Raw genomic sequence first — 25,382 nt, forward strand, 5'->3', positions numbered from 1 at the left:
CAGCTTGAACTGCTCGGTGTACTTTGCCATGTAAAAACCCCAAAAAGTTGTCTCCAACTTCTGGGGGTCAGTTCACTGCGGGAGAGGGAGCAAACCCGCAGCAGTTGAAGTCGCTCAGCCTTTCCCAAAGACCCTCAGAGCACCGCGAACTGCTCGCGCAGCACGTTCTTCTGCACCTTGCCCATGGTATTGCGCGGCAGCTCGTCCACCACGTGCACGCGCTTGGGCACCTTGAAGTTGGCGATGCGGCCCTTGAGCGTGCCGATCAGCGCCGCTTCATCGATATCCGCACCCGGCTTGCGCACCACCACTGCCACCACGGCCTCGCCGAAATCCGCGTGCGGCACGCCGATCACGGCGCTCTCGGCCACGCCTGGCATCTCGTCGATAAAGCTCTCGATTTCCTTCGGGTAGACGTTGTAGCCGCCCGAGATGATCAGGTCCTTGCTGCGCCCGACGATGGTCAGGTAGTTGTCCGGCACCGCGCGCTCGCCGGCCTGGCTGGCAATGGCGCCGCCGAAGCGGCCGACGTCGCCGGTCTTGAACCAGCCGTCCTCGGTGAACTCTTCCCTGGTCTTCTCCGGCATGCGCCAGTAGCCCTTGAACACGTTCGGGCCCTTGACCTCGACATTGCCGATCTCGCCCGGCGTGCACGGCTGGCCCTCGCCATCGACCACGCGCACCGACACGCCCGGCAGCGGCATGCCGACGGTGCCGCCGATGCGCTCGCCCAGCGCGGCATCGTATGGGTTGGACACCAGCATCACGGTCTCGCTCATGCCGTAGCGTTCCAGGATGGTATGGCCGGTGCGCTCGCGGAAGGCATCGAAGGTCTCCAGCAGCAGCGGCGCCGAGCCGGACACGAACAGCCGCATGCGGCGGCAGGTGTCGTCGTCGAAGCGCGGCTCCTGCAGCATGCGCACGTAGTAGGTCGGCACGCCCATCATGACCGTGCAGCGCGGCAGGAATTTCAGCACCTGTGCCATGTCCAGCTTCGGCGCCCAGATCATCTTGGCACCGGCCAGCAGCGCGCCATGCGAAGCCACGAACAGGCCATGCACGTGGAAGATCGGCAGCATGTGCAGCAGCACATCGTCGCTGCGCCAGCCCCAGAATTCATGCAGCGTCTGCGCATTGGAGGCTAGGTTGCGGTGCGTCAGCATCGCGCCCTTGCTGCGGCCGGTGGTGCCGGAGGTGTAGAGAATGGCGGCAAGGTCGTCATCCTGGCGTGCGACCGTCTCGAAGGTATCTGACTTGCCCGCCGCGCGCGACAGCAGCGAGCCGCTGCGGTCGTCGTCCAGGGTAAAGACGTGGTTGACGCCGTGGCGGAACGCCACCTTGGACACCCAGCCGAAATTCTTGCTGCTGCACACCACCACCGACGGCTCGGCATTGCCGACGAAGTAGTCGATCTCTGCCTCCTGGTAGGCGGTGTTCAGCGGCAGGTAGACGTAGCCGGCGCGCAGCGTGGCCAGGTACAGGAACAGCGCTTCGGGGGACTTCTCCACCTGCACCGCCACGCGTGCGCCTTCGGGCAGGTGCAGCGAGGCCAGCAGGTTGGCGAGCTTGGCGGTGGCGCGGTCAAGGTCGTCCCAGCTGTAGTACAGCCCGTCATGGGTCTCGATGCAGCAGGCGGTGCGGTCGGCGGGGAAGCGGGATTCGAACAGGGCGAACAGGTTGGCGTTCATGTCGGGGATCGAACGAAAGGCTGAGGAAAACGAAGAAAACAATGGCGTGTGGAAACAGTGCTGGCGGCGTGCCCTACTCCCCACGGAACTGCGGTGGCCGGTGCGCGAGGAAGGCGGCCACCCCTTCCGCATGATCCGCGCCTTCGGCGTAGGCAAAATGCGCGTCCAGCTCGGCGGGCGACAGCGGTGCCGGCAGCGGCGCCAGCCGGCGGATGGTGGCCTTGTTGATGCGGGCGGCCACGGGCGCGCCGGCGGCAATGCGGCGCGCCGTGGCCTCGACCTCAGCGGCCAGCGCGCCGGGCTCGACCACGCGGGTCAGCAGCCCTTTGTCGCGCGCCTCGGCGGCGTCGAAGACCCTGCCTTCCAGCAGGATCTCCAGTGCGGCGGCGCGGCCCGCCAGCGCCAGCAGGCCCTGCAGCTCGCCGGGCGCCATCGGGAAGCCCAGGCGGTTGATGGGCACGCCGAAGCGGCTGTCCGAGGCGGCGATGCGCAGGTCGCAGTGGCTGGCGATTTCCAGCCCGCCGCCCACGCATACGCCTTCGATCATCGCCACGGTGGGGTGCGTGCATTGCGCCACCGCCGCCAGTGCCGGCGCGATGGTGGCCATGTGGTAGTGGCGCACCGCGGCCTCGTCGGCGCGCTCTGCCGGGAACTCGGCAATGTCGGCGCCGGCGGCAAAGTTGCCGTCGGCACCGCGCACCACCACGCAGCGCAGCGAGGTATCGGCGGACAGGCGTGCAAAGCCCGCGGCCAGCTCGCGCCACATCTGCGCGGAAATGGCGTTGAGCTTGCCCGCGTGCGACAGCGTCACGGTGGCGGTGGTGCCCTGCGTGGCAAACAATACGGTGCCGCTCATCGCCGCGCCCCCCTTGCATCGGATCAGCGTTGACATGGCGCCCCGTCAGTCGATCTTGGCGCCGGACTGCTGCACCACCTGGGCCCAGCGGCGAATTTCGGCGTGCTGGAACTGCGCGAACTGCTCCTGCGTAAACGCCGGCGTCTCGGAGCCGTTGTTAAGCCAGACCTGCTTGAGCTCCGACGTGTTCAGCGCCTTCTCGGTCTCTGCATGCAGGCGGTCGACGATCTCCTTGGGCGTGCCCTTGGGCACCCACATCGCGTACCAGGTCGACACGTCATAGTTGGGCACGCCTGCCTCGGCCGCGGTCGGCACGTTGGGGAACGCCGCCGAGCGCTTGCTCGAAGCCACCGCCAGCGCCTTGATGCGGCCCGCGCGGATATGCTGTGCCGACGAGCCCAGGCCGTCGAACATCAGGTCGACCTGGCCCGCGATCAGGTCGGACAGCGCCGGGCCCGCACCCTTGTAGGGGATGTGGGTGATGAAGGTCTTGGTCTGGAGCTTGAACAGCTCGCCCGCCAGGTGGTGCGACGAGCCGTTGCCGGCCGAACCGTAGTTCAGCTTGCCGGGATTGGCCTTGGCGTAGGCAATCAGCTCCTGCAGCGTGTTGGCCTTGACGCGGTTGGGATTGACCACCACCACTTGCGGCGGCTGCGCGATCACCGTGACCGGGATGAAGTCCTTCTCGATGTCGTAGTCCAGCTTCTTGTAGAACGACGGCGCAATCGCGTGGTGCGCGCCGCCGATGAACACCGTGTAGCCGTCCGGCGCGGCCTTGGCCGCAATGCTGGCGCCGACCGTGCCGCCGGCGCCGCCGCGGTTGTCGATCACGAACTGCTTGCCGAGCTGCTTGGACAACTGCGCGGTCAGCGGCCGCGCAAAGGCGTCGGTGCCGCCGCCGGCGGGAAACGGCACGATCACGGTAACGGGCTTGGACGGCCAGGTATCGGCATGCGCTGCGGGTGCGGCGAGCATTGCGCCGGTGCCGAGGCCGGCCAGGCCCAGGGCCACGCCCGTTGCGCGCGCGCACGCGGCCAGGCTGAACTGACGACGATTCATTGGTTGTCTCCTCTCTCTTCTGCGGAAAGTCAATCTGATGGCCGCGCGGCACTGCCGCGGCGCGAAGTTACTGCTCAGGTCCCGACAAGAAAACGCGGCGCGCCAGGCGCCGCGGGTGCGGGGGCGACCCGCGTGACCGGACCAGGGTCACAGCAGCTTCCCGACGCTACGGCTGATGCGCGGGTTGCCGGCGCCCAGGCGTGCCAGATTGTCATCCAGCGCCTCGGGCACGTAAAGATAATTGACCATCATCCCGCAGCTCTGGCTGCGGCCTTTGCGCGACAGGTCGGCGCCCCAGTTCAGCCGCTCCACGCAGGCCCCGTTGCCGAGGTGGAAGCGCGCGACCGGGTCGGCGGGCATCGACTGGTTGCGTTCGCGCACCAGGAAATGCGCGGCCAGGGTCATCGCGGTATCGCGGATCACGGTATCGGCGGCGTCCGGCACCAGCGCCTCCAGCCACCCGGCGCCGTCCGCTGGCGCCTTGCCGTGGCGCTCGCTCCAGCGCGCCAGGCGCTTGTCGCCCAGCACGCGCGCAATGGCATCGCCATCCTGCTTGCGCAGCCAGTCGGCAAACCCGGGGATCGGCGAGAGCGTGGCGAACTGATTCACTTTTGGGAATTCACGCTGGACCTCCTCGATCACGCGCTTGAGCAGGAAATTGCCGAAGCTCACGCCGCGCAGGCCCGCCTGCGTATTGCTGATCGAATAGAAGATGGCCCACTTGACGCGGCGCAGGTCTTCCAGCGGCGCGGCTTCATCCAGCAATGTATGGACATTGGCCGCCATCTCCGGCGCGAATGCCACCTCGACAAAGATCAGCGGCTCGCGCGGGATGCGCGGGTGGAAGAACGCATAGCAGCGGCGGTCGGAATCGAGGCGGTTGCGCAGGTCGGTCCATGAAGCGATTTCATGCACGGCCTCGTAGCGGATCAGCTTTTCCAGCAGCGATGCCGGCGAATCCCAGGTGATCGGCTGCAGCTCCAGCAGGCCCACGTCGAACCAGTTGGAGAACAGCGCCTCGAGATCGTCGTCAAGCGGGCGCAGCCCCGGCATGCGGCGCTGCCAGCGCAGCATGTCGGCGCGCAGCTGGATCAAGAAGTGCAGGCCGCAAGCGCTGTTGCCGCGCTGGCCGTGCAGCGCGGCGAGCCGCTTGAAGAAGCGGATGCGCGCATTGGACAGGGCCTGGGCCAGGCCCGAAGACGCGGCCTGCGCGCGGGCGGCGCGCGCGCCCTTGTCGCCGTCGGCCCCGGCTTCTTCGCTGCCCTTGCCGCCGCTGCTGGCGACTTCGCCCAGCACCGCCAGCATGCCGCGCCGGGTGGCCTCGCCGGCGGCCTCATACTCGGCCTGCCATGCCTGCGCGGCGGCATTGGCGGCGCCATCGGTCAGGCGCGCGTCGAAGCAAAGCCGCAGCTGCTCGCGCTGGCGGCGCACCGCGCGCGCCGGCAGCGGCGCCTCGCCATCGACCGGCGTTGCCGGGGCCTTGGCGCTGGCCTTGGCGTCGCCCTTGCGTCCCCACCAGCGGCCCAGCCGCGACAGGAACTTGGAACCTGCCGGCTCGCTTTCGCCCAGCGGCGCACTGATCTTCTGGTCACCCGTGTCGAAGGAATTCATGCGGTACCTGCCTTGATGCATCGATCGGAATGTGGGAAAAACATCGGACTGGGGTTGCGGCGCCGCGGCTACTCTTCGGCGCCGGCCACGCGCAGCACCGGCGGCGCGCGCACGGCCTGGGCCTCGGCTGCGCCGGCGGTGGCGCCGGCATCCAGCGTCTTGAGCGCCGCGCGCTGGCGCAGCAGGTGGGTCTTCATCATCGCCTCGGCGCCTTCCGGGTCGCGGGCCTTGAGCGCGGCAAACACGGACAGGTGCTCGGCGCAGGACTCCTGGATCCGGCCCGGCAGCTTCAGGCTCTTGTGGCGCGACAGCCGCAGCACCTTGCGCAGGTCGCTGATCAGGCCCGACAGCCAGCGGTTGCCGGCCAGCCGCTGGATCGATTCGTGGATCTGGAAGTTGGTTTCGTAGTAGGCGTCGATGTCGCCCGCCTGCGCATAGCGCGCCAGGTCGGCATGCAGGCCGTCCAGTGCGTCCAGGTCGGCGCGCGTGGCGTTGCGCGCGGCCTCGTAGGCACAGCGCCCTTCCAGCAGTGCCATCAGCGGGAAGATCTCATCCAGGTCCTGCTCGGACAGCTCATTGACGAAGCAGCCGCGCCGCGGCTCCAGCCGCACCAGGCCTTCGGCGGCCAGCACCTTGAGCGCTTCGCGCAGCGGCGTGCGCGAGATGCCCAGCGTTTCGGCCATCGCGCTCTCGTCGATCCATGCGCCGGGCACCAGCGTATGCGCGTCAATCATGGCGCGCAGCCGGTCTGCCACTTCCAGGTACAACGCCTGCTGGACGATGCGCATGCTTCCCCCGGGTCGGATCGCGTGACCGACGCGTCCCGGTCACGATCTGGCGTCGGCCAGGGCAGATGCGCCCGGTCAGCCATAATTCATAATTATGGATTAGGACGCGAACGATACAAGGAATTTCGATGCTGCGCTGCAAACAAGCCGGAGCGGGTGGTGTTCTGGTGGTTGACCGGCGAGATGCGGTCCGTGGGGTACGGCGTGGGTGCGATATGAGGTGCGGCGGGCGTTTCCATGCCTCCCTGCAAGGAAACGCCCGCGCCTGAAAATACTGCAGTACTGCTTTTCATCGTCGGCGGGTACTTTCAAAAGTATCTGCCGCGTGGGTCCATGGATTGCCGGCGCTGGCCCTGCGCCCCCCTTTGAAACGCGCTTGCGCGCGGATTTTCCCGTCGCCCTGGCTGTACGTGAAGTGCCGGCAAGTGTGGCCTGTCAGCCGTCACTCCCTCCCTGGCACTTCCGTTGGCGGCTGTGGCTTGCCGCTCATCTTTGTAACAATCAAGATAGCGATTTACGTGCCAGCGTGACTAAGTCACTGATTTTATTGGCAACACGCATTGGAAAGTTGTTACAGAATACGTCTAGTGTAACAGGATGTTTCTAGAGTGTTACGAGGGTTTTCCCACATTTTCTTATACGCGTGCCCGCCTGGCGGCAATGGCATATGCAGATTGTGCCGTGGTCGCTATTTATCAGTGCGAGAATGTGAGCGCATCGCCGCAAATGCCCGATCTAAAGTGGTTGCATTTCTGAAACTGCGGCCGAGGCCGCAATCCTGACTGTCGCTTTCCACACACACTGGAGCTCCGCCATGCAAGCTGGCAGCGATTTCACCCTGGCCGGTACCCCGGCAGACGAGACACCGGCGCCTGCCGAGCCGCGCTACGCCGTGCCGCGGCCGCTGGGCCTGTCCTTTACCGGATCCGGTTCAGAGTACTTCCGTATCTGGATCGTCAATGCACTGCTGACCATCGTCACCTTCGGCATTTATTCGGCCTGGGCCAAGGTGCGCACGCTGCAGTATTTCTATCGCAACACGCGGCTCGACGGCGCGAGTTTTGACTACCACGGCAAGCCGTCCGCGATCCTGAAAGGCCGCGCCATCGTGTTCGCGCTGGTGCTCGCCTTCCAGTTCGCCTCGACGGTCTCGCCCTTCCTTGCGCTGGCGATGCTGGTGGCGCTGCTGGCGGTGTTCCCCCTGTTGCTGGTGCGCTCATTGCGTTTCCGCATGGCCAACTCCAGCTACCGCGGCCTGCGCTTCGCCTTCACCGGCGGCGATGCCGATGCCTACAAGGTGTTCGTGCTGTGGCCGCTGGCCGCGGTGGCCACGCTGGGCCTGCTTGGGCCGCTGGCGCACCAGCGCTTCAAGCGCTACCAGCACAACCACACCCGCTTCGGCACCGCACCGTTTGCCTTCGACGCCGGCGCGGGCGATTTCTATGGCGTCTACCTGCGTGCCTTCGGCGTGATGGTCGCGCTGGTGGCGGCCGCGGCACTGGCCGGCTTCGTGCTGGGCGTGACCGCGTCGGGCAAGGCGGGCGCGATGCTGTCGTTCGGCATCGGCGTGACCGGTTTCTACCTGGCGCTGCTGGCCGTCAGCCCTTACGTGATGGCACGCTTGCAGAATGTCGTGTGGAGCCACACCACGCTGGCGCCGCATGCGTTCCGCAGCGAGGTGGGGGCCGGCCGCATGGTCTTTATCTTCGTCACCAACCTGATCGCGATCGCGCTGACGCTGGGCCTGTACCTGCCGTTCGCGCGGGTGCGTTCGGCGCGCTACCGGCTCGAATGCGTGACCATGCTGGCGGCGGGCCCGCTCGACACCTTCGTGGCCGGCGAGGCGCAACAAGTCGGTGCGCTGGGCGATGCGGCGGTAGACTGGTACGACATCGACATCGCGCTCTGAGCACGCCGTGCGCTGACCCCGCCCGCACCATGATCCCAGTCACCTTCTTCGATGGCCGCTCGTCGCGCGCGCATCCGGCCACGCTGGCCGTTGAGGCGCAGCAGGCCGTGCTGCGCGACGACTCCGGCGCCGAGCTGCGGCGCGCGCCGCTGTCGGACGTGCGCGTGTCCGAGCGCGTGCGCCGCGCGCCGCGGCTGGTCACCTTTGCCGACGGCGCCTTCTGCGAGATCACCGACCACGCCGCCTTAGACCACCTGCTGGCCGCCACCGGCCATCGCGACAGCCTGGTGGCGCGCGCGCAGAACAGCTGGCGCCTGGCCGGCCTGGCCGTGGCGGGGCTGGTGGCGGTGCTGGTGCTGGGCTATTACGTGCTGCTGCCATGGGGCGCCGGCATGATGGCGCGCACGGTGCCGCCCGAGGTGGAGGCCCATCTCGGCAAGCTGACGCTGGCGAGCCTGGACAACGGCATGGTCAAGCCGACGCAGCTGCCGCCCGCCGAGCAGCAACGCATCCGCTCGGCCTTCGCGGCGCTGAAGCGCCCGCGCGATGCCGGCCACGACTACCAGATCCTGTTCCGCCAGGGCGGCGAGATCGGCGCCAATGCGCTGGCGCTGCCGGGCGGCACCATCGTGGTCACCGACGAACTGGTCAGCCTGGCCGGCACCGGTGCCGGCATGATGGGCGTGCTGGCCCATGAAGCCGGCCATGTCGCCAACCGGCACGGCTTGCAGCAGGTGATCCAGGGGTCGGCGCTGGCGGCGCTGTCGGCCTACCTGTTCGGGGATATCTCGACGGTGCTGGCCGGGGTGCCGGCCGCGATCCTGACGCTGCGCTATTCACGCGACCATGAGCGCGAGGCCGACGCCTTTGCGATCGAGGTCATGCAGCGCAACGGCCTGCCGCCCGCGGCACTGGCCGATGTGCTGGTCAGGCTGGACAATCGGCGCGGTGCGGCGTCGGACGCCGAGCCGGAACGCGGCCAGGACTTCATGTCGACCCACCCGCAAACGCAGGCGCGCATCGACGCCTTGCGCCGCGCCGGCAAATAGCGCCGGCGGATTCTCAGGCCGCCGGCTGTGATGCGCCGGCGCCGGGCTGGCGCCGGTAGGCCCAGACCACCATGGCGATGCCGGCCAGGATCATCGGCAGGCTCAGCCACTGGCCCATCGACAGCTTCAGCGCCAGCAGGCCCAGGAAGTTGTCGGGCTCGCGCGCGAATTCCGCGGCAAAGCGGAAGGCGCCATAGCCGATCAGGAATACCCCCGACACCGCGCCCATCGGCCGCGGCTTGCGCGCGAACAGCCACAGGACGATGAACAGCGCCACGCCCTCGCCGGCAAACTGGTACAGCTGCGACGGATGGCGCGGGATGTTGTCGCCCGCCTGCGGGAAGATCATGCCCCACGGCAGGTCGGTGGCGCGGCCCCACAGCTCGCCGTTGATGAAGTTGCCGATGCGGCCGGCGGCCAGCCCGCAGGGGATCATCGGCGCGATGAAGTCGGTCACCTCCATCCAGTGGCGCCGGCGCAGTTTGCCGAACAGCCACATCGCCACGACCACGCCCAGGAAGCCGCCATGGAAGGCCATGCCGCCTTCCCACACCTTGAGGATCTCGAGCGGATGGGCCAGGTAGTACGACGGCTTGTAGAACAGCACATAGCCCAGCCGCCCGCCCAGGATCACGCCCAGCACGCCGAAGAACAGCATGTCGTCCAGGTCGCGCGTGGTCCAGCCCTTGGCCGCGATATGCGGCTGGCGGATGCGCAGGCGCCCGAAGCCCAGGAACATGATGAACCCGGCCAGGTACATCAGCCCGTACCAGCGGATGGCAAGCGGGCCCAGGTGGATGGCAACCGGGTCGAACTGGGGATGAATCAGCATGTTGGCGTGAATGGAGGTTGTAAAGGCCGCGGCCTGCGTATTGTCAGTGGCCTCGGTGACATTGGTGACGTGTCAGCGAGGGGCGGGCCCGGCTGCGCCTGCTTCTTGCGCGAGCGCGGTCGCAATATCGATGAACGAGCGCAGCACCGGCGCCACGCCGGCAGACGCGCCGTCGCGCCAGACCAGCCCGGTCTCGATCTGCGGGCCGGCCTCGCGCAGCGCCAGGTAGGACACCCCGGTGCGGCGAAGGTTGCACAGCGAGGCCGGCACCAGCGCCACGCCCATGCCCGCCGATACCAGGCTGACGATGGTCTGCATCTGGATGGCTTCCTGCGCGATCACGGGCACCAGGCCCTCGCGCGCATAGTAGCCCGTAATGATGTCATAAAACGCCGGCGCGCTTCGGCGCGGGAAGATGATCAGCGGTTCATGGGCGGCCTCGCGCAGCGACACCGCGGCGTCGCCCGCCAGCACCGCGCCCGCCGGCCGCCAGCCGTCGGGCACGGCCAGCACCAGCGGCTCGCTCACCAGCGGCAGGTAGGCCAGCCCGTGCGGCATGGCCGGCAACTGCGGCCGGATCACCAGGCCGGCGTCGATCGCCCCCTCCATCAACCCCTCGAGCTGCACGTCGCTGGTGGCCTCGCGCAGTTGCAATTGCACCTCCGGGTGCCGGGCGCGAAAGCGCCGCAACAAGTCGGGAAGGATGCCGTAGTCGGCGGTGCTGACAAAGGCCAGCGACAGCGACCCCACCTCGCCGCGCGCCAGCCGCTGCGCCAGCCCGGGCAGCGCCGCGGCATCGGCCAGCACGCGCCGCACCTCGGGCAGCCACTGCTGGCCGGCCGGCGTCAGCGCCACCGAGCGCCGCGTGCGCACGAACAGCTGCACGCAGATTTCCTCTTCCAGCGCCTGGATCTGCTGCGACAAGGGCGGCTGCGTCATCGACAGGCGGCCTGCCGCGCGGCCGAAATGCAACTCTTCCGCCACAGTGATGAAGTAACGCAACTGACGCAGGTCCAAACGCGCTCCTGATATGTTTTTCGACTCAATAAAGGTCAAATAATATATTTGACACTCCAAAACGCAAGCGTCATTCTTTGGTCCACAACATCGCCGCCGTGCGTTCGTGCCTCCAGGTCTTCGGGCGCAGCGCGGAGCGGCACTGAAGACCCCCCGGAGATTCCCCATCATGGCATTCAACAAACGCTCGCAGAACATCACGCAAGGCGTGGCGCGTTCGCCCAACCGTTCGATGTACTACGCACTCGGCTACAAGAAGGAAGACTTTGACAAGCCGATGGTGGGCATCGCCAACGGCCACTCGACCATCACCCCCTGCAACGCGGGCCTGCAGCGCCTGGCCGATGCGGCCATCGACGCGATCAAGGCCTCGGACGCCAACCCGCAGGTGTTCGGCACCCCGACCATCTCGGACGGCATGTCGATGGGCACCGAGGGCATGAAGTACTCGCTGATCTCGCGCGAGGTCATCGCCGACTGCATCGAGACTGCCGCGCAGGGCCAGTGGATGGACGGCGTGGTCGTGATCGGCGGCTGCGACAAGAACATGCCGGGCGGCATGATCGCGCTGGCGCGCACCAACGTGCCGGGCATCTACGTCTATGGCGGCACCATCAAGCCGGGCAACTGGAAGGGCAAGGACCTGACCATCGTGTCGTCGTTCGAGGCCGTGGGCGAATTCACCGCCGGCCGCATGAGCCAGGAAGACTTCGAGGGCGTGGAAAAGAACGCCTGCCCGTCGACCGGTTCGTGCGGCGGCATGTACACCGCCAACACCATGAGCTCGTCGTTCGAGGCGCTGGGCATGTCGCTGCTGTACTCGTCGACCATGGCCAACCCGGACCAGGAGAAGGTCGACAGCGCCGCCGAATCGGCGCGCGTGCTGGTCGAGGCGATCAAGCAGGACATCAAGCCGCGCGACATCATCACGCGCAAGTCGATCGAGAATGCCGTGGCGCTGATCATGGCCACGGGCGGCTCGACCAACGCCGTGCTGCACTACCTGGCCATCGCCCACGCCGCCGAGGTGGAATGGACCATCGACGACTTCGAGCGCATCCGCCGCAAGGTGCCGGTGATCTGCAACCTGAAGCCGTCGGGCCAGTACGTGGCGACCGACCTGCACAAGGCCGGCGGCATCCCGCAGGTCATGAAGATCCTGCTCAAGGCCGGCATGCTGCATGGCGACTGCCTGACCATCACCGGCCGCACGTTGGCTGAAGAGCTGGAAAACGTTCCCGACACCCCGCGTGCCGACCAGGACGTGATCCTGCCGATCGAGAAGGCGCTCTACGCCGAAGGCCACCTGGCCATCCTGAAGGGCAACCTGGCCGAAGAAGGCGCGGTCGCCAAGATCACCGGCCTGAAGAACCCGGTCATCACTGGCCCGGCGCGCGTGTTCGAAGACGAGCAGAGCGCGATGGAAGCGATCCTGGCCGACAAGATCAACGCCGGCGACATCCTGGTGCTGCGCTACCTCGGCCCCAAGGGCGGCCCCGGCATGCCGGAAATGCTGGCCCCGACCTCGGCCATCATCGGCAAGGGGCTGGGCGAATCGGTCGGCTTTATTACCGACGGCCGCTTCTCTGGTGGTACCTGGGGCATGGTGGTTGGCCACGTGGCGCCGGAAGCGTATGTGGGCGGCACGATTGCGCTGGTGCAGGAAGGCGATTCGATCACCATCGATGCGCACAAGCTGTTGCTGCAGCTGAACGTGGCGGATGAAGAACTGGCCAGGCGCCGGGCCAACTGGAAGCAGCCGGCGCCGCGTTATACGCGTGGGGTGCTGGCGAAATTCTCGAAGCTGGCGTCGACGGCGAGCAAGGGTGCAGTGACGGACTGACTCTCGGCCGCGCTAATGCAAAAAAGCCTGCGAGCGATCGCAGGCTTTTTTGTTTGCCGACGTCTGTCGAGACCCGCCGGTCCGCTCCAGCCCTTCAGCCGCCGTTAATCCTCACCTGGCGTCTTCTCGATCTCCTCCAGCGTCGCATCCAGCCATTCCACCAGCCGCGCCTCCAGCGACTGCGTCAGCTCGCTGGCCAGTTGCGCCGTCAGCGGCGCCAGGCGCGACTGCAGCGTGGCCTCGGTATGGGCCGCCACGACCTGCGGCCATTCGGTCCGGAAGCGCATCATCACGCGCGTCAGCAACTCGGTGCGCACCGCGCGCAGGTCGTCCTCGCCCGGCGCGCCGCTATCTGCCGGCATCGCCGGTGCGGCGCCCTCGTCCGCCACGGCGTCGCCGGTATCGCCGACATGCATGACCAGGCCCGAATCGGCCATGCCGAAGGTATCGATCACGCCCTCCTGCGCAGCGGCAGCCGGCGCTGCTGCCCCTGCGTCCGGCAGTTCGAACACCTCGGTCAGCAGCGGGATGCTGTCGTTCGGATCGAGCCGCGGGATCACCCGCGAGGTGGTGCGTTCGCTCATGCGGCGTCTCCCTTGGGCTGGCCGATGTCGTGGTGCGTCAGCGGATAGCCGCGTTCGCGGTAGAAACGGTAGCGCTGGCGGCCGGCCTCGCGCGCGGCATCGCCCGCGCCCACCACTTCAATCAGCCGTTCGAAGCTGGCAAACTGCGCCGGGGCCTGGTCTGCCAGGTTGATCAGCAGCTGGTGATGCGGCACGCCTTCGGTGGTGGCGGCCAGCAGGATCGGCGTGACCGCCGCATTGGGGCTTTCCAGCCCGCAATGCGGCAGGAAGTCCAGCGCGGAGAAGGTCCACAAGCGCGCATCCAGGTCCGCCAGCTGCGCCGGCGCCCCGTGGATCACCACCTTCTGCCCGGCGCCGTAGGCCTTGCGGACCAGCCGGCAGACATAGCCGAGCACGTCCGGCACGTTGCTGTGGAAATCGATGCGCGTCATGGACCCTTGCTGCCTCTGTTGCCTGCCGCCGCCATCAGGCCGCGCGGTCCATCAGGAACTGCGCCAGCAACGGCACCGGGCGGCCGGTGGCCCCCTTGGCCGCGCCGCTCTTCCAGGCGGTGCCGGCGATGTCCAGGTGGGCCCAGTCGTATTTCTCGGTAAAGCGCGACAGGAAACATGCCGCCGTCACGCTGCCGGCCGGGCGGCCGCCGATATTGCCCATGTCGGCAAAGTTGGACTTGAGCTGGTCCTGGTACTCGTCGTCCAGCGGCATGCGCCAGGCGGTGTCCATGGCGCGGCGGCCGGCCTGCAGCAGGGCATCGGCAAGCGCGTCGGAGCGCGCGTACAGGCCGCTGTTGATGTGGCCGAGCGCGATGATGCAGGCGCCCGTCAGCGTGGCCACGTCGATCACCGCGGCCGGCTTGAAGCGCTCCACATAGGTCAGCGCGTCGCACAGGATCAGGCGGCCTTCGGCGTCGGTGTTCAGGATCTCGATGGTCTGGCCGGACATGCTGGTGACCACGTCGCCCGGCTTGGTGGCGATGCCGCTGGGCATGTTCTCGCAGGTCGGCACCACGGCGATGACGTTGAGCTTCAGGCCCATCTCGGCCACGGCCTGGATCGTGCCCAGCACCGAGGCGGCGCCGCACATGTCGTACTTCATCTCGTCCATGCCCTCGCCCGGCTTGAGCGAGATGCCGCCGGTATCGAAGGTGATGCCCTTGCCCACCAGCACCACCGGGGCCTGCTTGGCGCCGGCGCCGTCGTAGCGCAGCACGATGAACTGCGGCGGCTCTTCGCTGCCCTTGGTCACGGCCAGGAAGGCCCCCATGTTCAGGGCCTCGATCTGCTTGCGGCCCAGCACCTCGGCCTTGAGCTTGTGGCGCTTGGCAATGCCGCGGGCGGTATTGGCCAGGTAGGTCGGCGTGCAGATATTGGACGGCAGGTTGCCCAGGTCGCGCGTCAGCTCCATGCCGTTGGCGATGGCGGTGCCGCGCACCACGGCCTGGGTGGCGGCGCGGGCATCGCCGCTGTCGACCGCGATCACGACCTTGCGCAGCGAGGACTTGTCGTTGCCGTTGGGCTTGCCGTTGGCATTGGCGCGCTTCAGGCCCGGATGGCGCTCCAGCAGCCGATAGCCGGCTTCGCGCACCAGCGTGATGGTGGTGATCACCGCCCAGGCGACATCGCGCTGCTGCGGCGCCTGTTGCGCCAGGCACCACAGGGCCGAGGCCGCACGCGTGGACGACAAGGCACGCACGGCGGTGCGGACCGCGTCGGCAAAGGCCTTGTCGCTGAAGTCGGCTTCCTTGCCCAGGCCCACCAGCAGCACGCGCGCGGCGCCCACGCCGGCCACCTCATGCAGCATCAGCTGGGTGCCGCGCTTGCCTTCGAAGTCGCCCTGCTTGACCAGCCGTCCCACCAAGCCCTTGGTGGCCACGTCCAGTGCCTTGGCCACTCCGGCCAGGTTCTGGCCTTCGAACAGGCCGACCACCAGGCAGTCGGTCTTGGTCGCCAGGAAACCATTTTGGCCGGCTTTGCTCCAATCCAAGGCTTTTGTGCTAAATTCCATCGCGCTTCCTTCCAGGGGCTCGTTAGACACGAAAGCCTCCATTATCCGCGATTTTTATCCCGCGACCTGCCGCCGCTGATACGCCCCGGTCACGCTGACAGCATGCTGTGCTGCCAGCCAGCTGTTCTGCCAGGCACCTCGCACGGCACATCGCCCGCTCCGGCCGGCAGCCCGGAACCGAACCCGCATGATCCTTCAACAAGCCCTGCGACGCGAGCTTGCCTACACCGCCGGGGCGGTGTTCCTGGTGATGCTGACCTTCATGCTCACCTCGCTCGTGATCCGCATCCTGGGAATGGCTGCCAGCGGCAAGGCCAGTCCCAACGACGTGCTGATGCTGATCGGCCTGGCCACCATCGGCTACCTGTCGATCCTGCTGTCGGCCACGCTCTTCATCTCCACCCTGATCGTGCTGACGCGCTGGTACAAGGATTCGGAGATGGTGGTGTGGTTCTCGGCGGGCATCTCGCTGCGCGACCTGGTCAAGCCGGTGCTGCAGTTCGCGGCACCCTTCGTCGTGCTGGCGCTGCTGCTGGGCATGTTTGCCTGGCCCTGGGCCAACCAGCAGAGCGCGCTGTTCCGCGACCGCTTCGAGCAGCGCGGCGTGATGTCGATGATTGCCGCGGGGCGCTTCATCGAGCCGGCCAAGGCCAACTACGTGCTGTTCATCGAGGGCATGGATGCCGACATGAAGTACGCGCGCAATGTCTTCGTCGCCAACTCCGAGGCCGACAAGATCGGCGTGGCGCTGGCGCACCAGGGCAAGTTCGAGACCATGCCCAACGGCGACCGCCTGGTGGTGATGGAAAACGGCCGCCGCTACTCGGGCACGCCCGGCCAGATCGACTACCGCATCGTCGAGTTCGAACGCTACGCGGTCAAGGTGGACAACAAGGCTCCCGAGTCCGAAGCCAAGCTGCCACCCAAGAGCCGCGACACCATCGAGCTGATCCGCAACCCCACGCGCGAGAACCTGGGCGAGCTGATCTGGCGCATCTCGCTGCCGATCCTGGCCTTCAACTTCGTCATGATCGCAATCCCGCTGGCCTACGTTAACCCGCGCCTGGGCCGCTACACGCCGCTGGTGTTCGCGGTGCTGATCTACCTGACCTACAGCAACCTGATCAACCTGACGCAGTCCTGGGTGCGCTCGGGCGCGATCCCGTTCTGGCTGGCGTGGTGGCCGATCCACCTGGCGGTGTTCCTGGGGGCGCTGCTGCTGTTCCGCTACCGCCAGAACCGCAGCCTGGGCGGGTGGCGCGCCGTGTTCGGCCTGCGCAGGCGTGATGCCGCGGCCACCGGAGGCCGGGCATGAGGATCCTGCGCGTCTACGAACGCTACTTCGGCCGGCTGGTCTATGGCGTGTTCGCCTTCATCCTGTTCGCGGTGCTGTCGCTGTTCGTGTTCTTCGACATGCTCAACGAGCTGGAGAACGTCAACAACCAGTACACCTCGCTGGTCGCGCTGTTCCACGTCCTGCTGCAGGCACCCACGCGGGTGTATGAGGTGCTGCCGATCGCGGTGCTGATCAGCGCGATCTATGTGTTCTCGCAGCTGGCCAGCCAGTCCGAGTACACCATCTTCCGCGTGGCCGGCCTGAACACGCGCCAGGCGCTGTTCTCGCTGTTCAAGCTGGCGGTGCCGCTGGCCATCGTGACCTTTATCTTCGGCGAGTTCATCGGCCCCCGCGCCGAGCAGTACGCGCAGAAGATCAAGCTCGAGGCGATCGGCGCAACCGTGTCGTCGGGCTTCCGTTCCGGCGTCTGGGTCAAGGACCGCGACAAGGATGCCGCCACCGGCGGCGGCGAGATCACCCGCTTCGTCAACGTGGCGGGGTTGCGGCCGGACCAGACCATCACCGGCATCACCATGTATGAGTTCGACCCGCAATACCGCCTGCGCGTGATCCGCGTGGCGCAGGAGGGGCGCTACCAGGGTGGCCAGTTGTGGGAGCTGCAGGGCGTCAACGAGACCCGTTTCATCGAACTGGCGCCCCCGGCCCAGGGCGCGAAGCCGGCACGCGATTCGCTGGCCCCGGATTTCCGCGCCGAGCAAGTCAAGTTCCCGCGCGTGACCATGCATTCCGAGCTGACGCCGCAAATCCTGTCGGTGCTGCTGGTGACGCCTGAGCGGATGTCGACGCTGGACCTGTTCCGCTATATCCGCCACCTGCGCGACAACAAGCAGGACACGCAGCGCTATGAGATCGCCTTCTGGAAGAAGGTGATCTACCCGCTGACGCTGTTCGTGATGATGGCGCTGGCCCTGCCCTTCGCCTACCTGCACGCCCGTGCCGGCGCCGTCGGCGTGAAAGTGTTCGGGGGCATCATGCTGGGGCTGTCGTTCCACTTGTCGAACACGCTGTTCTCGCACGTCGGCCTGCTGCACACCTGGCCGCCGATCATCTCGGCACTGGTGCCAGGCACGCTCTACCTGATGGTGGCGCTGCTGGCGCTGCGCTGGGTTGACAGGCACTGAGGGGCGGGCTGCCATGACCGCACCCACCCGGGCCCTGGTCCTGTTTGCGCATGGCGCGCGCGACGCGCGCTGGCGCGAGCCGTTCGACCGCCTGCAGCAGAAGGTGGCCGCTGCCCTGCCCGGGTGCGAGGTGCGGCTGGCGTTCCTGGAGCTGATGACGCCCGCTCTGCCCGACGCGCTCGCCGACCTGGCAGCGCGCGGCGTGTCCGACGCCACCGTGGTGCCGGTGTTCCTGGGCCAGGGCGGCCACCTGCGGCGCGACCTGCCAGCCTTGCTCGACCAATGCCGGCAAGCGCATCCCGGGCTGCGCATCCATTGCGCGACGGCGGCAGGCGAGGCCGATGCGGTGCTGGATGCAATGGCCGCATACTGCGTTGCCTCAATGCCCGCAAGCGGCCAGCCCTGAGCAGAAACGTGGTCCCCGATGACAAAAGCCCTGTGCCGGCATGCCGGTACAGGGCTTTTGTCTAGTGGCGCGCAGCGCGCTCAGGCAGCGCGCGGCGTCTGCACGACGGTTTCGCCCACGCCTTCGCGCGGCGTTTCGGTAGCCCGCGCAGCCAGCGCCGCCCCGATCATCAGCAGGCTCGGCTGCACCGGATCGATCCAGGCAGCGGCCTCACCTGCTGCCATCCGGCCCAGCGTGAATTCACGGCTACGCTGGCGCGGCGTGCTGGCGGCTTCCACCACCCACGCCGGCGTCGACGCCGGCTTGCCATGCGCGATCAGCTGCGCGGCAATCGACGCCGCCTGGTCGCGGCCCATGTAGTAGACCAGCGTATCGGCCTTGACCGCCGCTTCGATATCGGCCGAGCCCTCGCCATCCGCAGCCTTCGCCTGCGTGGCAAACGCCACGCTGCGCGACACACCGCGCTTGGTCAGCGGCTTGCCGATCGCCGAAGCAGCCGCCAGCGCCGCAGTGATGCCCGGCACCACTTCATACTCGATGCCAGCGGCTTCCAGCGCCTGCAGTTCCTCGTCGGCACGACCGAACAGCATCGGGTCGCCGCCCTTCAGGCGCACCACGCGCTCGTACTTGCCGGCCAGGTCGACGATCTGGCGGTTGATGAACAGCTGCGCGGTGGAGCGCTGCCCGCAGCGCTTGCCCACCTCGACCAGCTCGGCCTGCGGACACCAGGCCAGCATCTCCGGCGCTACCAGTGCATCATGCAGCACCACCTGGGCTTCGCCCAAAAGCCGTGCACCGCGCACCGTAATGAGGTCTGCCGCACCGGGGCCTGCCCCGATGAGGAACACCTTGCCGTAAGTCTTCTGCGCCTGCTTGTCCATCTGCTGCCCCTTTCCTGTCGTTACCGATCAGGAGAACGCACGGATCATGCCTGCGGCCACCGTGTGGTTGGTCGCTTCGTCGATCAGCACGAAGGCGCCCGTTGCCGGGTTGTCGCCGTATGCATCGCACACGATCGGCTTGTGCAGCGAGATCTGCACCGAACCGATGTCGTTCAGGCGGATATCGTGGCGACCGGTCTCGTGCGACAGCGTGTGCACGTCCAGCACGCGGTCCACCGCCGACACGCGCGCGAACACGCTGGCCGTGGTGTGCTTGAGCACGTACTTGCGCGCCGGGTTCAGCGACTCGTCGTCGAACCAGCACAGGTCGGCCTGCAGCTTCTTTGCCGAAGCCGTGGTCGCATCGGCGGCAACAAACATGTCACCGCGTGATACATCGACGTCCTCGGCCAGGCGCACAGTGACGGTGTCACCCACATTGGCGGACTCGGCGGCGCCGTTGGGCGTCAGCACTTCGGCCACCACCGCATCGCGGTTGGCTGGCAGCACGCGCAGCTTCTGGCCCACGCGCACGGTGCCGGCCTCGATGCGGCCGGCATAGCCGCGGAAGTCGTCGGACTGGGAACCGTCCTGGCGGATCACCAGCTGCACCGGGAAGCGCAGCGCGGCGTCGTCCTCGGGCGCGGCCTCTTCCACCGGCAGTTCTTCCAGCAGCGGCAGCAGCGGCTCGCCCTGGTACCACGGCATGGCATCGCTCTCGTGCACGATGTTGTCGCCGCGCAGCGCGGAGACCGGCACGTAGCGCACGTCCTTGAGGCCCAGCTGCTCGGCCAGTTCGGTGTAGGCGGTGCGGATCTCGTTGAAGCGCTGTTCGCTGTAGTCGACCAGGTCCATCTTGTTGACGGCCACGATCACGTGCCGGATCTCCAGCAGCTTCAGGATCGCCGAGTGGCGCTTGGTCTGCGCCAGCAGCTCGGCACGGCCGCCGGTGACGGTGACGCGCGTGGCATCGACCAGCACGATGGCCGCGTCCGCGGTCGAGGCGCCGGTGACCATGTTGCGGGTGTACTGCTCGTGGCCCGGCGTATCCGCGATGATGAACTTGCGGCGCGCGGTCGAGAAGTAGCGGTAAGCCACGTCGATGGTGATGCCCTGCTCGCGCTCGGCTTCCAGGCCGTCGGTCAGCAGCGAGAAATCGATCTGCTCGCCGGCAGTGCGCTTGTTCTTGGCATTGGCCAGCGCGGTCAGCTGGTCCGACAGCACGGCCTTGCTGTCGTACAGCAGGCGGCCGATCAGCGTGCTCTTGCCGTCGTCGACGGAGCCGGCGGTGATAAAGCGCAGCAGGCCTTGATGGGTTGCTTGGTGAGTCATTTCTGGATCCTTTGCTGCGTGCGGCTTAGAAGTAGCCTTCCTTCTTGCGGCGTTCCATCGAGGCTTCGCTCGTCTGGTCGTCCATGCGGGTGGCGCCGCGCTCGGTGATCTCGGTCACCGCGGTCTCGGCGATGATCGCTTCCGGCGAATCGGCAACGCTGGCCACCGGGCAGGTGCAGCTGATGTCGCCGACGGTACGGAAGCGCACCGACAGCACTTCGCTGACGTCGCCGTCCTGCTTGGGCGTGATCGGCGTGACCGGCACCAGCAGGCCGTTCTTGCGCACCACTTCGCGCTGGTGCGAATAGTAGATCGGCGGCAGCGCCAGCTTCTCGCGGGCGATGTACTGCCACACGTCCAGCTCGGTCCAGTTCGAGATCGGGAACACGCGCATCTGCTCGCCCTGCGCCATGCGGGCGTTGTACAGGCTCCACAGCTCGGGGCGCTGGGCCTTGGGGTCCCACTGGCCGAACTCGTCGCGGAACGAGAAGATGCGCTCCTTGGCGCGGGCCTTCTCTTCGTCGCGGCGGGCACCGCCCATCAGCGCGTCGAACTGGTGCTCGCCGATGGTTTCCAGCAGCGTCACGGCCTGGGCCGCGTTGCGCGAATCGGTTTCCTTGCGCAGGCGCACGGTGCCGCGCTTGATCGAGTCCTCGACATGGCCCACCACCAGGCGCGCGCCCAGCTCAGCCACGCGCTGGTCGCGGAAGGCGATCACTTCCGGATAGTTGTGGCCGGTGTCGATATGCACCAGCGGGAACGGCAGCTCGATCTTGCGCTCGCCCAGGCGGAAGGCCTTCAGCGCCAGGTGCAGCATCACGATCGAGTCCTTGCCGCCCGAGAACAGCAGCGCCGGGTTGCGGCACTCGGCCACCACCTCGCGGATGATGTAGATCGACTCCGCTTCGAGGCGGTCGAGGTGATCGTTCTGTACTTGCAACAGGTGCGCCACGCTGCTGGTGGCTTCTGCGATGTCGTTCATGATGCCCATTTTGTCCGGCCTCAATGCTTGATGTTCTGTTCGTGAAGCCCGCACTCTTTCGAGTCCTTGCTCTCCCACCACCAACGTCCCGCGCGCACATCCTCGCCCGCGCGCACCGCACGCGTACACGGCTCGCAGCCGATGCTGGGATAGCCCTTGGCGTGCAGGTCATTGATCGGCACGTTGTGGCGCTTCAGGTAAGCCCACACCTCCGGCTCGCTCCAGTCCGCCAGCGGGTTGAACTTCGGGATGCCGCGGGCTTCGTCCAGTTCCTCGAACGGCAGCTCGGCGCGCGTGACCGCCTGCTCGCGGCGCTGGCCGGTCAGCCAGGCGTCGGCGTGCGAGAGCGCGCGGTTGAGCGGCTCGACCTTGCGGATGCCGCAGCATTCCTTGCGCAGGTCGATGCTGTCGTAGAAGCCGTTCAGGCCATGCTTCTTCAGGTAGTTCTCGACGGCCTCGGCGTCCGGCGTGAACTGCTCGATGCTGTAGCCGTAGTGCGCCTGCACCTTGTCCAGCACCGCCAGCGTCTCGGCGTGCAGGCGCCCGGTCTGCAGCGTGAACACGCGGATGCCGGCGCGCACGGCTTCGGTGCCGCGCAGGATCGCGTCGGTCAGCACCATGTCCTCGGCCGCCAGGCTCGAGGCAAAGCGCGCGCGGAAGAAGCGGCCGGCGATGCCCGCCAGGCGCTCGCCCAGCTCGCGCTCCTTCTGCTCCAGCGCGGCAATGCTGCCGGTGTATTCCGGCGCAACCCACAGCGCAGGCGGACGCAGCACCGACGCCGCACCGGCGTCGACCACGGCGATTTCGCTCAGCACCGTGCTCATGCCGTTTCCTTCGGTTGCGCGCCAACCTCTGCCCGCGCGCGGCGGAACAGCGGCAGCGGCTCATCCACCGAAGCCTGGTAGGTCACGGTGAACTCGGTGAAGCCCTTGATGGCGTCCTCGATGTTCTTGTCGGCCCGCACCGCGAAGGCATCGAAGCCGCAGCGCTTCATGAAGTTGAGCTGGTCGCGCAGCACGTCGCCGATGGCGCGCAGCTGGCCCTTCCAGTGGTAGCGGGTGCGCAGCAGGTAGGCCGTGGAAAAGCCGCGGCCGTCGCGGAACACCGGGAAGTCCACCGCCACCAGCGCCACGCGCGCGAAGTACGCCTCGGCATCGCCCGGCTCGTCTTCCGGGGCCAGCCACACGCCGGTGCGGGCCGCGTCGCGGCCGGCCAGCAGCGCTTCGTTGGCCTTGAACACCGACAGCGGGAACAGCACCGCGTCCTGGCTTTGCACGGCCGCTGCGATCTGCTCGTCGGTCAGCGGCTGCTCGGCGGTGCCGCGCAGCACGGTCCAGGCGTCATCGACGATGACGGGGGCGACGGTAGCGCCGTCCTGTTGCAGTTGAATGATCTTTGCCATGTTCAGTCTCCGGTCCTCAGGCTTCAGCGCGCTCGCGCGGCTGCTTGTCGGCATAAACGCGCTCCTTGAACGGGGCGATGCCGATGCGGGACAGGGTTTCGATAAAGCGTTCGTCTTCGATGCGGTTGGCCACGAAGGTGTCGATGATGCGGGTCACCACCTCGGGCATTTCCTCGGCGCTGAACGACGGGCCGATCACCTTGCCCAGCGCGGTCTGGTTGCCCTGGGCGCCGCCCAGCGTGACCTGGTACCACTCCGAACCGTCCTTGTCGACGCCCAGCACGCCGATATTGCCGACGTGGTGGTGGCCGCAGGCGTTGATGCAGCCCGAGATGTTCAGCGAGATCTCGCCCAGGTCATAGACATAGTCGAGGTCGTCGAAGCGGTCCTGGATCGCCTGCGCGATAGGGATCGACTTGGCGTTGGCCAGCGAGCAGAAATCGCCGCCCGGGCAGGCGATGATGTCGGTCAGCAGGCCGATGTTCGGGGTGGCCAGGCCGGCCTTCTTGGCCAGTTGCCACAGCGCGTACAGGTCCTGCTTCTTCACGTCCGGCAGGATCAGGTTCTGCTCGTGCGCGACGCGCAGCTCGCCGAAGCCGAACTGGTCAGCCAGGTCGGCCACGGCTTCGATCTGCGCGTCGGTGGCGTCCCCCGGGGGCGAGGCCACGCCCGGCTTGGTCGACAGCGTCACCGCGGCGTAGCCCGGCACCTTGTGGCCGTGCACGTTGCGGCTGACCCAGCGCGCAAAGGCCTTGTCTTCCAGCAGGTGGTTCTCGTACGAAGCATCGGTGTCGGCCAGCTTTTCATAGGCGGGCGGCGTGAAGTACTGCGCCACGCGGTCGAACTCGGCCTGCGTGAGCGTGGCCGGGCCGTCCTTGCTGTGCTGCCACTCTTCCTCGACTTCCTGCGCGAACTTCTCTGCGCCGATGGCCTTCACCAGGATCTTGATGCGCGCCTTGTACTTGTTGTCGCGGCGGCCATAGCGGTTGTACACGCGGATGGCCGACTCGACGTAGGACAGCATGTGCTGCCACGGCAGGTCGTCCTTGATGATCGTGCCCAGGATCGGCGTGCGGCCCAGGCCGCCGCCGGCCAGGATGCGCAGGCGCGTTTCGCCTTCGGCGTTCTTGTAGGCGTAGATGCCGATATCGTGCATCTGCACCACGGCGCGGTCATTGGCCGAGGCCGAGATGGCGATCTTGAACTTGCGCGGCAGGAAGGCGAATTCCGGCTGGAAGGTGCTCCACTGGCGCAGCAGCTCGGCCAGCACGCGCGGGTCCACCGACTCGTCCGGCGCGACGCCGGCGAAGTGGTCGGTGGTGATGTTGCGCACGCAGTTGCCCGAGGTCTGGATGGCGTGCATCTCGACGCTGGCCAGCTCGGCCAGCACGTCGGGCACGCGCTCCAGCTCCATCCAGTTGTACTGGATGTTCTGGCGCGTGGAGAAGTGGCCATAGCCGCGGTCGTACTCGCGCGCGATATGGCCCAGCTTGCGCATCTGCTTCGACGACAGCAGGCCGTACGGAATCGCCACGCGCAGCATGTAGGCATGGCGCTGCATGTACAGGCCGTTCTGCAGGCGCAGCGGCAGGAATTCTTCCTCGGTCAGCTCGTCGGACAGGCGGCGGCGCACCTGGTCACGGAACTGGGCGACGCGCTCGGCGACGATGCGCTGGTCATATTGGTCGTACTGATACATGGCGGGGTCCGTTCAGTATTCGTTGAATTCAGGAAACGAGCTTGATGGCGACCAGCGTCAGCGTGGTCGCCAGTGCGGCACGCACCAGCCGTTCGGGCAGCGCCCGCGACAGTTGCGCGCCCAGCCAGATGCCGGGGATCGAACCCACCAGCAGCGCCAGCAGCAAATTCCAGTCGACCGTGCCGAGCCACACATGGCCCAGCCCGGCAAGCGCCGTCAGCGGGACGGCGTAGGCAATGTCGGTGCCGGCCACTTCAGCCGGCTTCATATGGGGATACAGCAGCAGGATCAGCGTGGCGCCAACCGCGCCGGCGCCGATCGACGACACCGTCACCAGCACGCCGATCACGGCGCCGACCACGATGGTGGCAATGACCTGGGCGCGGCCGTGCAGCTGGAAGCGCGGATTGCGTTCCAGCCAGGCCAGCATCTGCTTGCGGAACAGCAGCGACAATACGGTCAGCAGCACCGACACGCCGATGGTCACGCGAATCGCGTGCAGCCACTGGGCGTTGAGCTCGCCGGCGCTCTTCAGCACCAGGATGGCGGCCACTGCCGCCGGCAGGCTGCCGATGCACAGGCGCCGCACCACCTGCCACTGCACATGGCCGTGGGCACGGTGCGCGATGGTGCCGAAGCCCTTGGTGATGGCGGCGAAGGCCAGGTCGGTGCCAACCGCGGTGGCCGGCGAAAAGCCGAACAGCAACGTCAGCAGCGGCGTCATCAACGAGCCCCCACCCACCCCGGTCAGACCGACGAGGACGCCTACAAACAGACCGGAAACCGTATAGGCAACAGACATGGGGGACTCGGTGGGAACCTGGCCCGTGGGTCTCGCATCACAAAGTGGCTGCTGCGAGAGGACGCACTGAGGGCTGGCCATTAATTAACAAAGTTCGAGAATCGTAATAAACTGGCCTCATACCTCAAACTAATAAGAAGTTGTTTGTTTATACGAACCC

Annotated in this window: 23 protein-coding genes; 6 read left to right on the forward strand and 17 right to left on the reverse strand. The window is 67.1% G+C overall.

The window, feature by feature from the left end:
• Positions 1 to 134: 134 nt before the first annotated feature.
• The 5 genes from AC3WLF_RS09010 to AC3WLF_RS09030 all read right to left on the reverse strand — a co-directional run bounded on the left by AC3WLF_RS09010 (position 135) and on the right by AC3WLF_RS09030 (position 6,002).
• Positions 135 to 1,688, reverse strand: a complete 1,554-nt coding sequence (locus AC3WLF_RS09010) for a malonate--CoA ligase (protein WP_492319706.1) — start codon at positions 1,686 to 1,688, stop codon at positions 135 to 137.
• Positions 1,689 to 1,761: 73 nt separating this feature from the next.
• Positions 1,762 to 2,544: an enoyl-CoA hydratase/isomerase family protein gene (locus AC3WLF_RS09015; RefSeq protein ID WP_010814926.1), complete on the reverse strand. Its 783-nt coding sequence runs from the start codon at positions 2,542 to 2,544 to the stop codon at positions 1,762 to 1,764.
• A gap of 45 nt (positions 2,545 to 2,589) precedes the next feature.
• Positions 2,590 to 3,603: a Bug family tripartite tricarboxylate transporter substrate binding protein gene (locus AC3WLF_RS09020; RefSeq protein ID WP_492319704.1), complete on the reverse strand. Its 1,014-nt coding sequence runs from the start codon at positions 3,601 to 3,603 to the stop codon at positions 2,590 to 2,592.
• Between the two features lie 147 nt (positions 3,604 to 3,750).
• Positions 3,751 to 5,214: a malonyl-CoA decarboxylase domain-containing protein gene (locus tag AC3WLF_RS09025; protein WP_492358102.1), complete on the reverse strand. Its 1,464-nt coding sequence runs from the start codon at positions 5,212 to 5,214 to the stop codon at positions 3,751 to 3,753.
• Positions 5,215 to 5,282: 68 nt separating this feature from the next.
• Positions 5,283 to 6,002, reverse strand: coding sequence for a GntR family transcriptional regulator (locus tag AC3WLF_RS09030; protein ID WP_011615942.1), 720 nt, complete (start codon positions 6,000 to 6,002; stop codon positions 5,283 to 5,285).
• An 814-nt stretch (positions 6,003 to 6,816) separates the two neighbouring features.
• Between AC3WLF_RS09030 and AC3WLF_RS09035 the strand changes: the two genes are divergently transcribed.
• Together AC3WLF_RS09035 and AC3WLF_RS09040 are read left to right on the forward strand one after the other, a co-directional pair.
• Complete coding sequence (locus AC3WLF_RS09035) at positions 6,817 to 7,911, forward strand: YjgN family protein (protein ID WP_492319702.1); 1,095 nt, start codon at positions 6,817 to 6,819, stop codon at positions 7,909 to 7,911.
• Positions 7,912 to 7,940: 29 nt separating this feature from the next.
• Entirely contained in the window at positions 7,941 to 8,960 is a 1,020-nt protein-coding gene (locus AC3WLF_RS09040; protein ID WP_492319701.1) for a M48 family metallopeptidase, read from the forward strand.
• A gap of 13 nt (positions 8,961 to 8,973) precedes the next feature.
• Here the strand turns inward: AC3WLF_RS09040 and lgt are convergent, their stop codons facing one another.
• Together lgt and AC3WLF_RS09050 are read right to left on the reverse strand one after the other, a co-directional pair.
• Positions 8,974 to 9,792 (reverse strand): prolipoprotein diacylglyceryl transferase, encoded by an 819-nt coding sequence (gene lgt, locus AC3WLF_RS09045; RefSeq protein WP_492351173.1) that lies wholly within the window; start codon positions 9,790 to 9,792, stop codon positions 8,974 to 8,976.
• Positions 9,793 to 9,864: 72 nt separating this feature from the next.
• Positions 9,865 to 10,809, reverse strand: a complete 945-nt coding sequence (locus tag AC3WLF_RS09050) for a LysR family transcriptional regulator (protein ID WP_492356528.1) — start codon at positions 10,807 to 10,809, stop codon at positions 9,865 to 9,867.
• 169 nt (positions 10,810 to 10,978) lie between these two features.
• Here AC3WLF_RS09050 and ilvD point away from each other — a divergent pair, with 169 nt between their 5' ends.
• Entirely contained in the window at positions 10,979 to 12,652 is a 1,674-nt protein-coding gene (gene ilvD / locus AC3WLF_RS09055; RefSeq protein ID WP_010814934.1) for a dihydroxy-acid dehydratase, read from the forward strand.
• A gap of 104 nt (positions 12,653 to 12,756) precedes the next feature.
• On the opposite strand, the gene AC3WLF_RS09060 is transcribed toward ilvD, so the two are convergent.
• Genes AC3WLF_RS09060 through AC3WLF_RS09070 form a run of 3 tightly spaced genes read right to left on the reverse strand, consistent with a single transcriptional unit; the run spans position 12,757 to position 15,240 of the window.
• Positions 12,757 to 13,236: a hypothetical protein gene (locus AC3WLF_RS09060; protein WP_492319698.1), complete on the reverse strand. Its 480-nt coding sequence runs from the start codon at positions 13,234 to 13,236 to the stop codon at positions 12,757 to 12,759.
• Complete coding sequence (locus AC3WLF_RS09065; protein WP_010814936.1) at positions 13,233 to 13,667, reverse strand: DNA polymerase III subunit chi; 435 nt, start codon at positions 13,665 to 13,667, stop codon at positions 13,233 to 13,235. Before AC3WLF_RS09065 ends, AC3WLF_RS09060 begins: the two co-directional genes overlap by 4 nt.
• A gap of 34 nt (positions 13,668 to 13,701) precedes the next feature.
• Positions 13,702 to 15,240, reverse strand: coding sequence for a leucyl aminopeptidase (locus AC3WLF_RS09070; protein ID WP_492351175.1), 1,539 nt, complete (start codon positions 15,238 to 15,240; stop codon positions 13,702 to 13,704).
• Positions 15,241 to 15,427: 187 nt separating this feature from the next.
• Here AC3WLF_RS09070 and lptF point away from each other — a divergent pair, with 187 nt between their 5' ends.
• From lptF to AC3WLF_RS09085, 3 genes are read left to right on the forward strand one after another with little or no spacing between them, the layout of a single operon-like run.
• Positions 15,428 to 16,555, forward strand: coding sequence for an LPS export ABC transporter permease LptF (gene lptF, locus AC3WLF_RS09075; RefSeq protein ID WP_492319695.1), 1,128 nt, complete (start codon positions 15,428 to 15,430; stop codon positions 16,553 to 16,555).
• Positions 16,552 to 17,718, forward strand: coding sequence for an LPS export ABC transporter permease LptG (lptG, locus tag AC3WLF_RS09080; protein ID WP_492319694.1), 1,167 nt, complete (start codon positions 16,552 to 16,554; stop codon positions 17,716 to 17,718). The genes lptF and lptG overlap by 4 nt, the downstream gene beginning before the upstream one ends.
• A gap of 13 nt (positions 17,719 to 17,731) precedes the next feature.
• Entirely contained in the window at positions 17,732 to 18,124 is a 393-nt protein-coding gene (locus AC3WLF_RS09085; protein ID WP_010814940.1) for a sirohydrochlorin chelatase, read from the forward strand.
• 80 nt (positions 18,125 to 18,204) lie between these two features.
• On the opposite strand, the gene cobA is transcribed toward AC3WLF_RS09085, so the two are convergent.
• Genes cobA through AC3WLF_RS09120 form a run of 7 tightly spaced genes read right to left on the reverse strand, consistent with a single transcriptional unit; the run spans position 18,205 to position 25,222 of the window.
• Positions 18,205 to 19,005, reverse strand: a complete 801-nt coding sequence (gene cobA / locus AC3WLF_RS09090; RefSeq protein ID WP_010814941.1) for a uroporphyrinogen-III C-methyltransferase — start codon at positions 19,003 to 19,005, stop codon at positions 18,205 to 18,207.
• A gap of 27 nt (positions 19,006 to 19,032) precedes the next feature.
• Positions 19,033 to 20,337 (reverse strand): sulfate adenylyltransferase subunit 1, encoded by a 1,305-nt coding sequence (locus AC3WLF_RS09095; protein WP_492358103.1) that lies wholly within the window; start codon positions 20,335 to 20,337, stop codon positions 19,033 to 19,035.
• Positions 20,338 to 20,362: 25 nt separating this feature from the next.
• Complete coding sequence (gene cysD, locus AC3WLF_RS09100) at positions 20,363 to 21,328, reverse strand: sulfate adenylyltransferase subunit CysD (RefSeq protein ID WP_010814943.1); 966 nt, start codon at positions 21,326 to 21,328, stop codon at positions 20,363 to 20,365.
• An 11-nt stretch (positions 21,329 to 21,339) separates the two neighbouring features.
• Entirely contained in the window at positions 21,340 to 22,143 is an 804-nt protein-coding gene (locus tag AC3WLF_RS09105; RefSeq protein ID WP_492351178.1) for a phosphoadenylyl-sulfate reductase, read from the reverse strand.
• A complete protein-coding gene (locus AC3WLF_RS09110) occupies positions 22,140 to 22,721 on the reverse strand; it encodes a DUF934 domain-containing protein (RefSeq protein WP_492298988.1) in 582 nt (193 codons plus the stop codon). The genes AC3WLF_RS09105 and AC3WLF_RS09110 overlap by 4 nt, the downstream gene beginning before the upstream one ends.
• A 16-nt stretch (positions 22,722 to 22,737) precedes the next feature.
• The gene (locus AC3WLF_RS09115; RefSeq protein ID WP_492351179.1) at positions 22,738 to 24,420 is read right to left on the reverse strand and encodes a nitrite/sulfite reductase; all 1,683 of its coding nucleotides are present in this window, start codon (positions 24,418 to 24,420) and stop codon (positions 22,738 to 22,740) included.
• Between the two features lie 28 nt (positions 24,421 to 24,448).
• On the reverse strand, positions 24,449 to 25,222 hold the full coding sequence (locus AC3WLF_RS09120; protein WP_492319688.1) for a sulfite exporter TauE/SafE family protein: 774 nt from the start codon (positions 25,220 to 25,222) through the stop codon (positions 24,449 to 24,451).
• Between the last annotated feature and the right edge of the window lie 160 nt (positions 25,223 to 25,382).

This window comes from Cupriavidus sp. FW306-01-F10A (assembly GCF_058782785.1).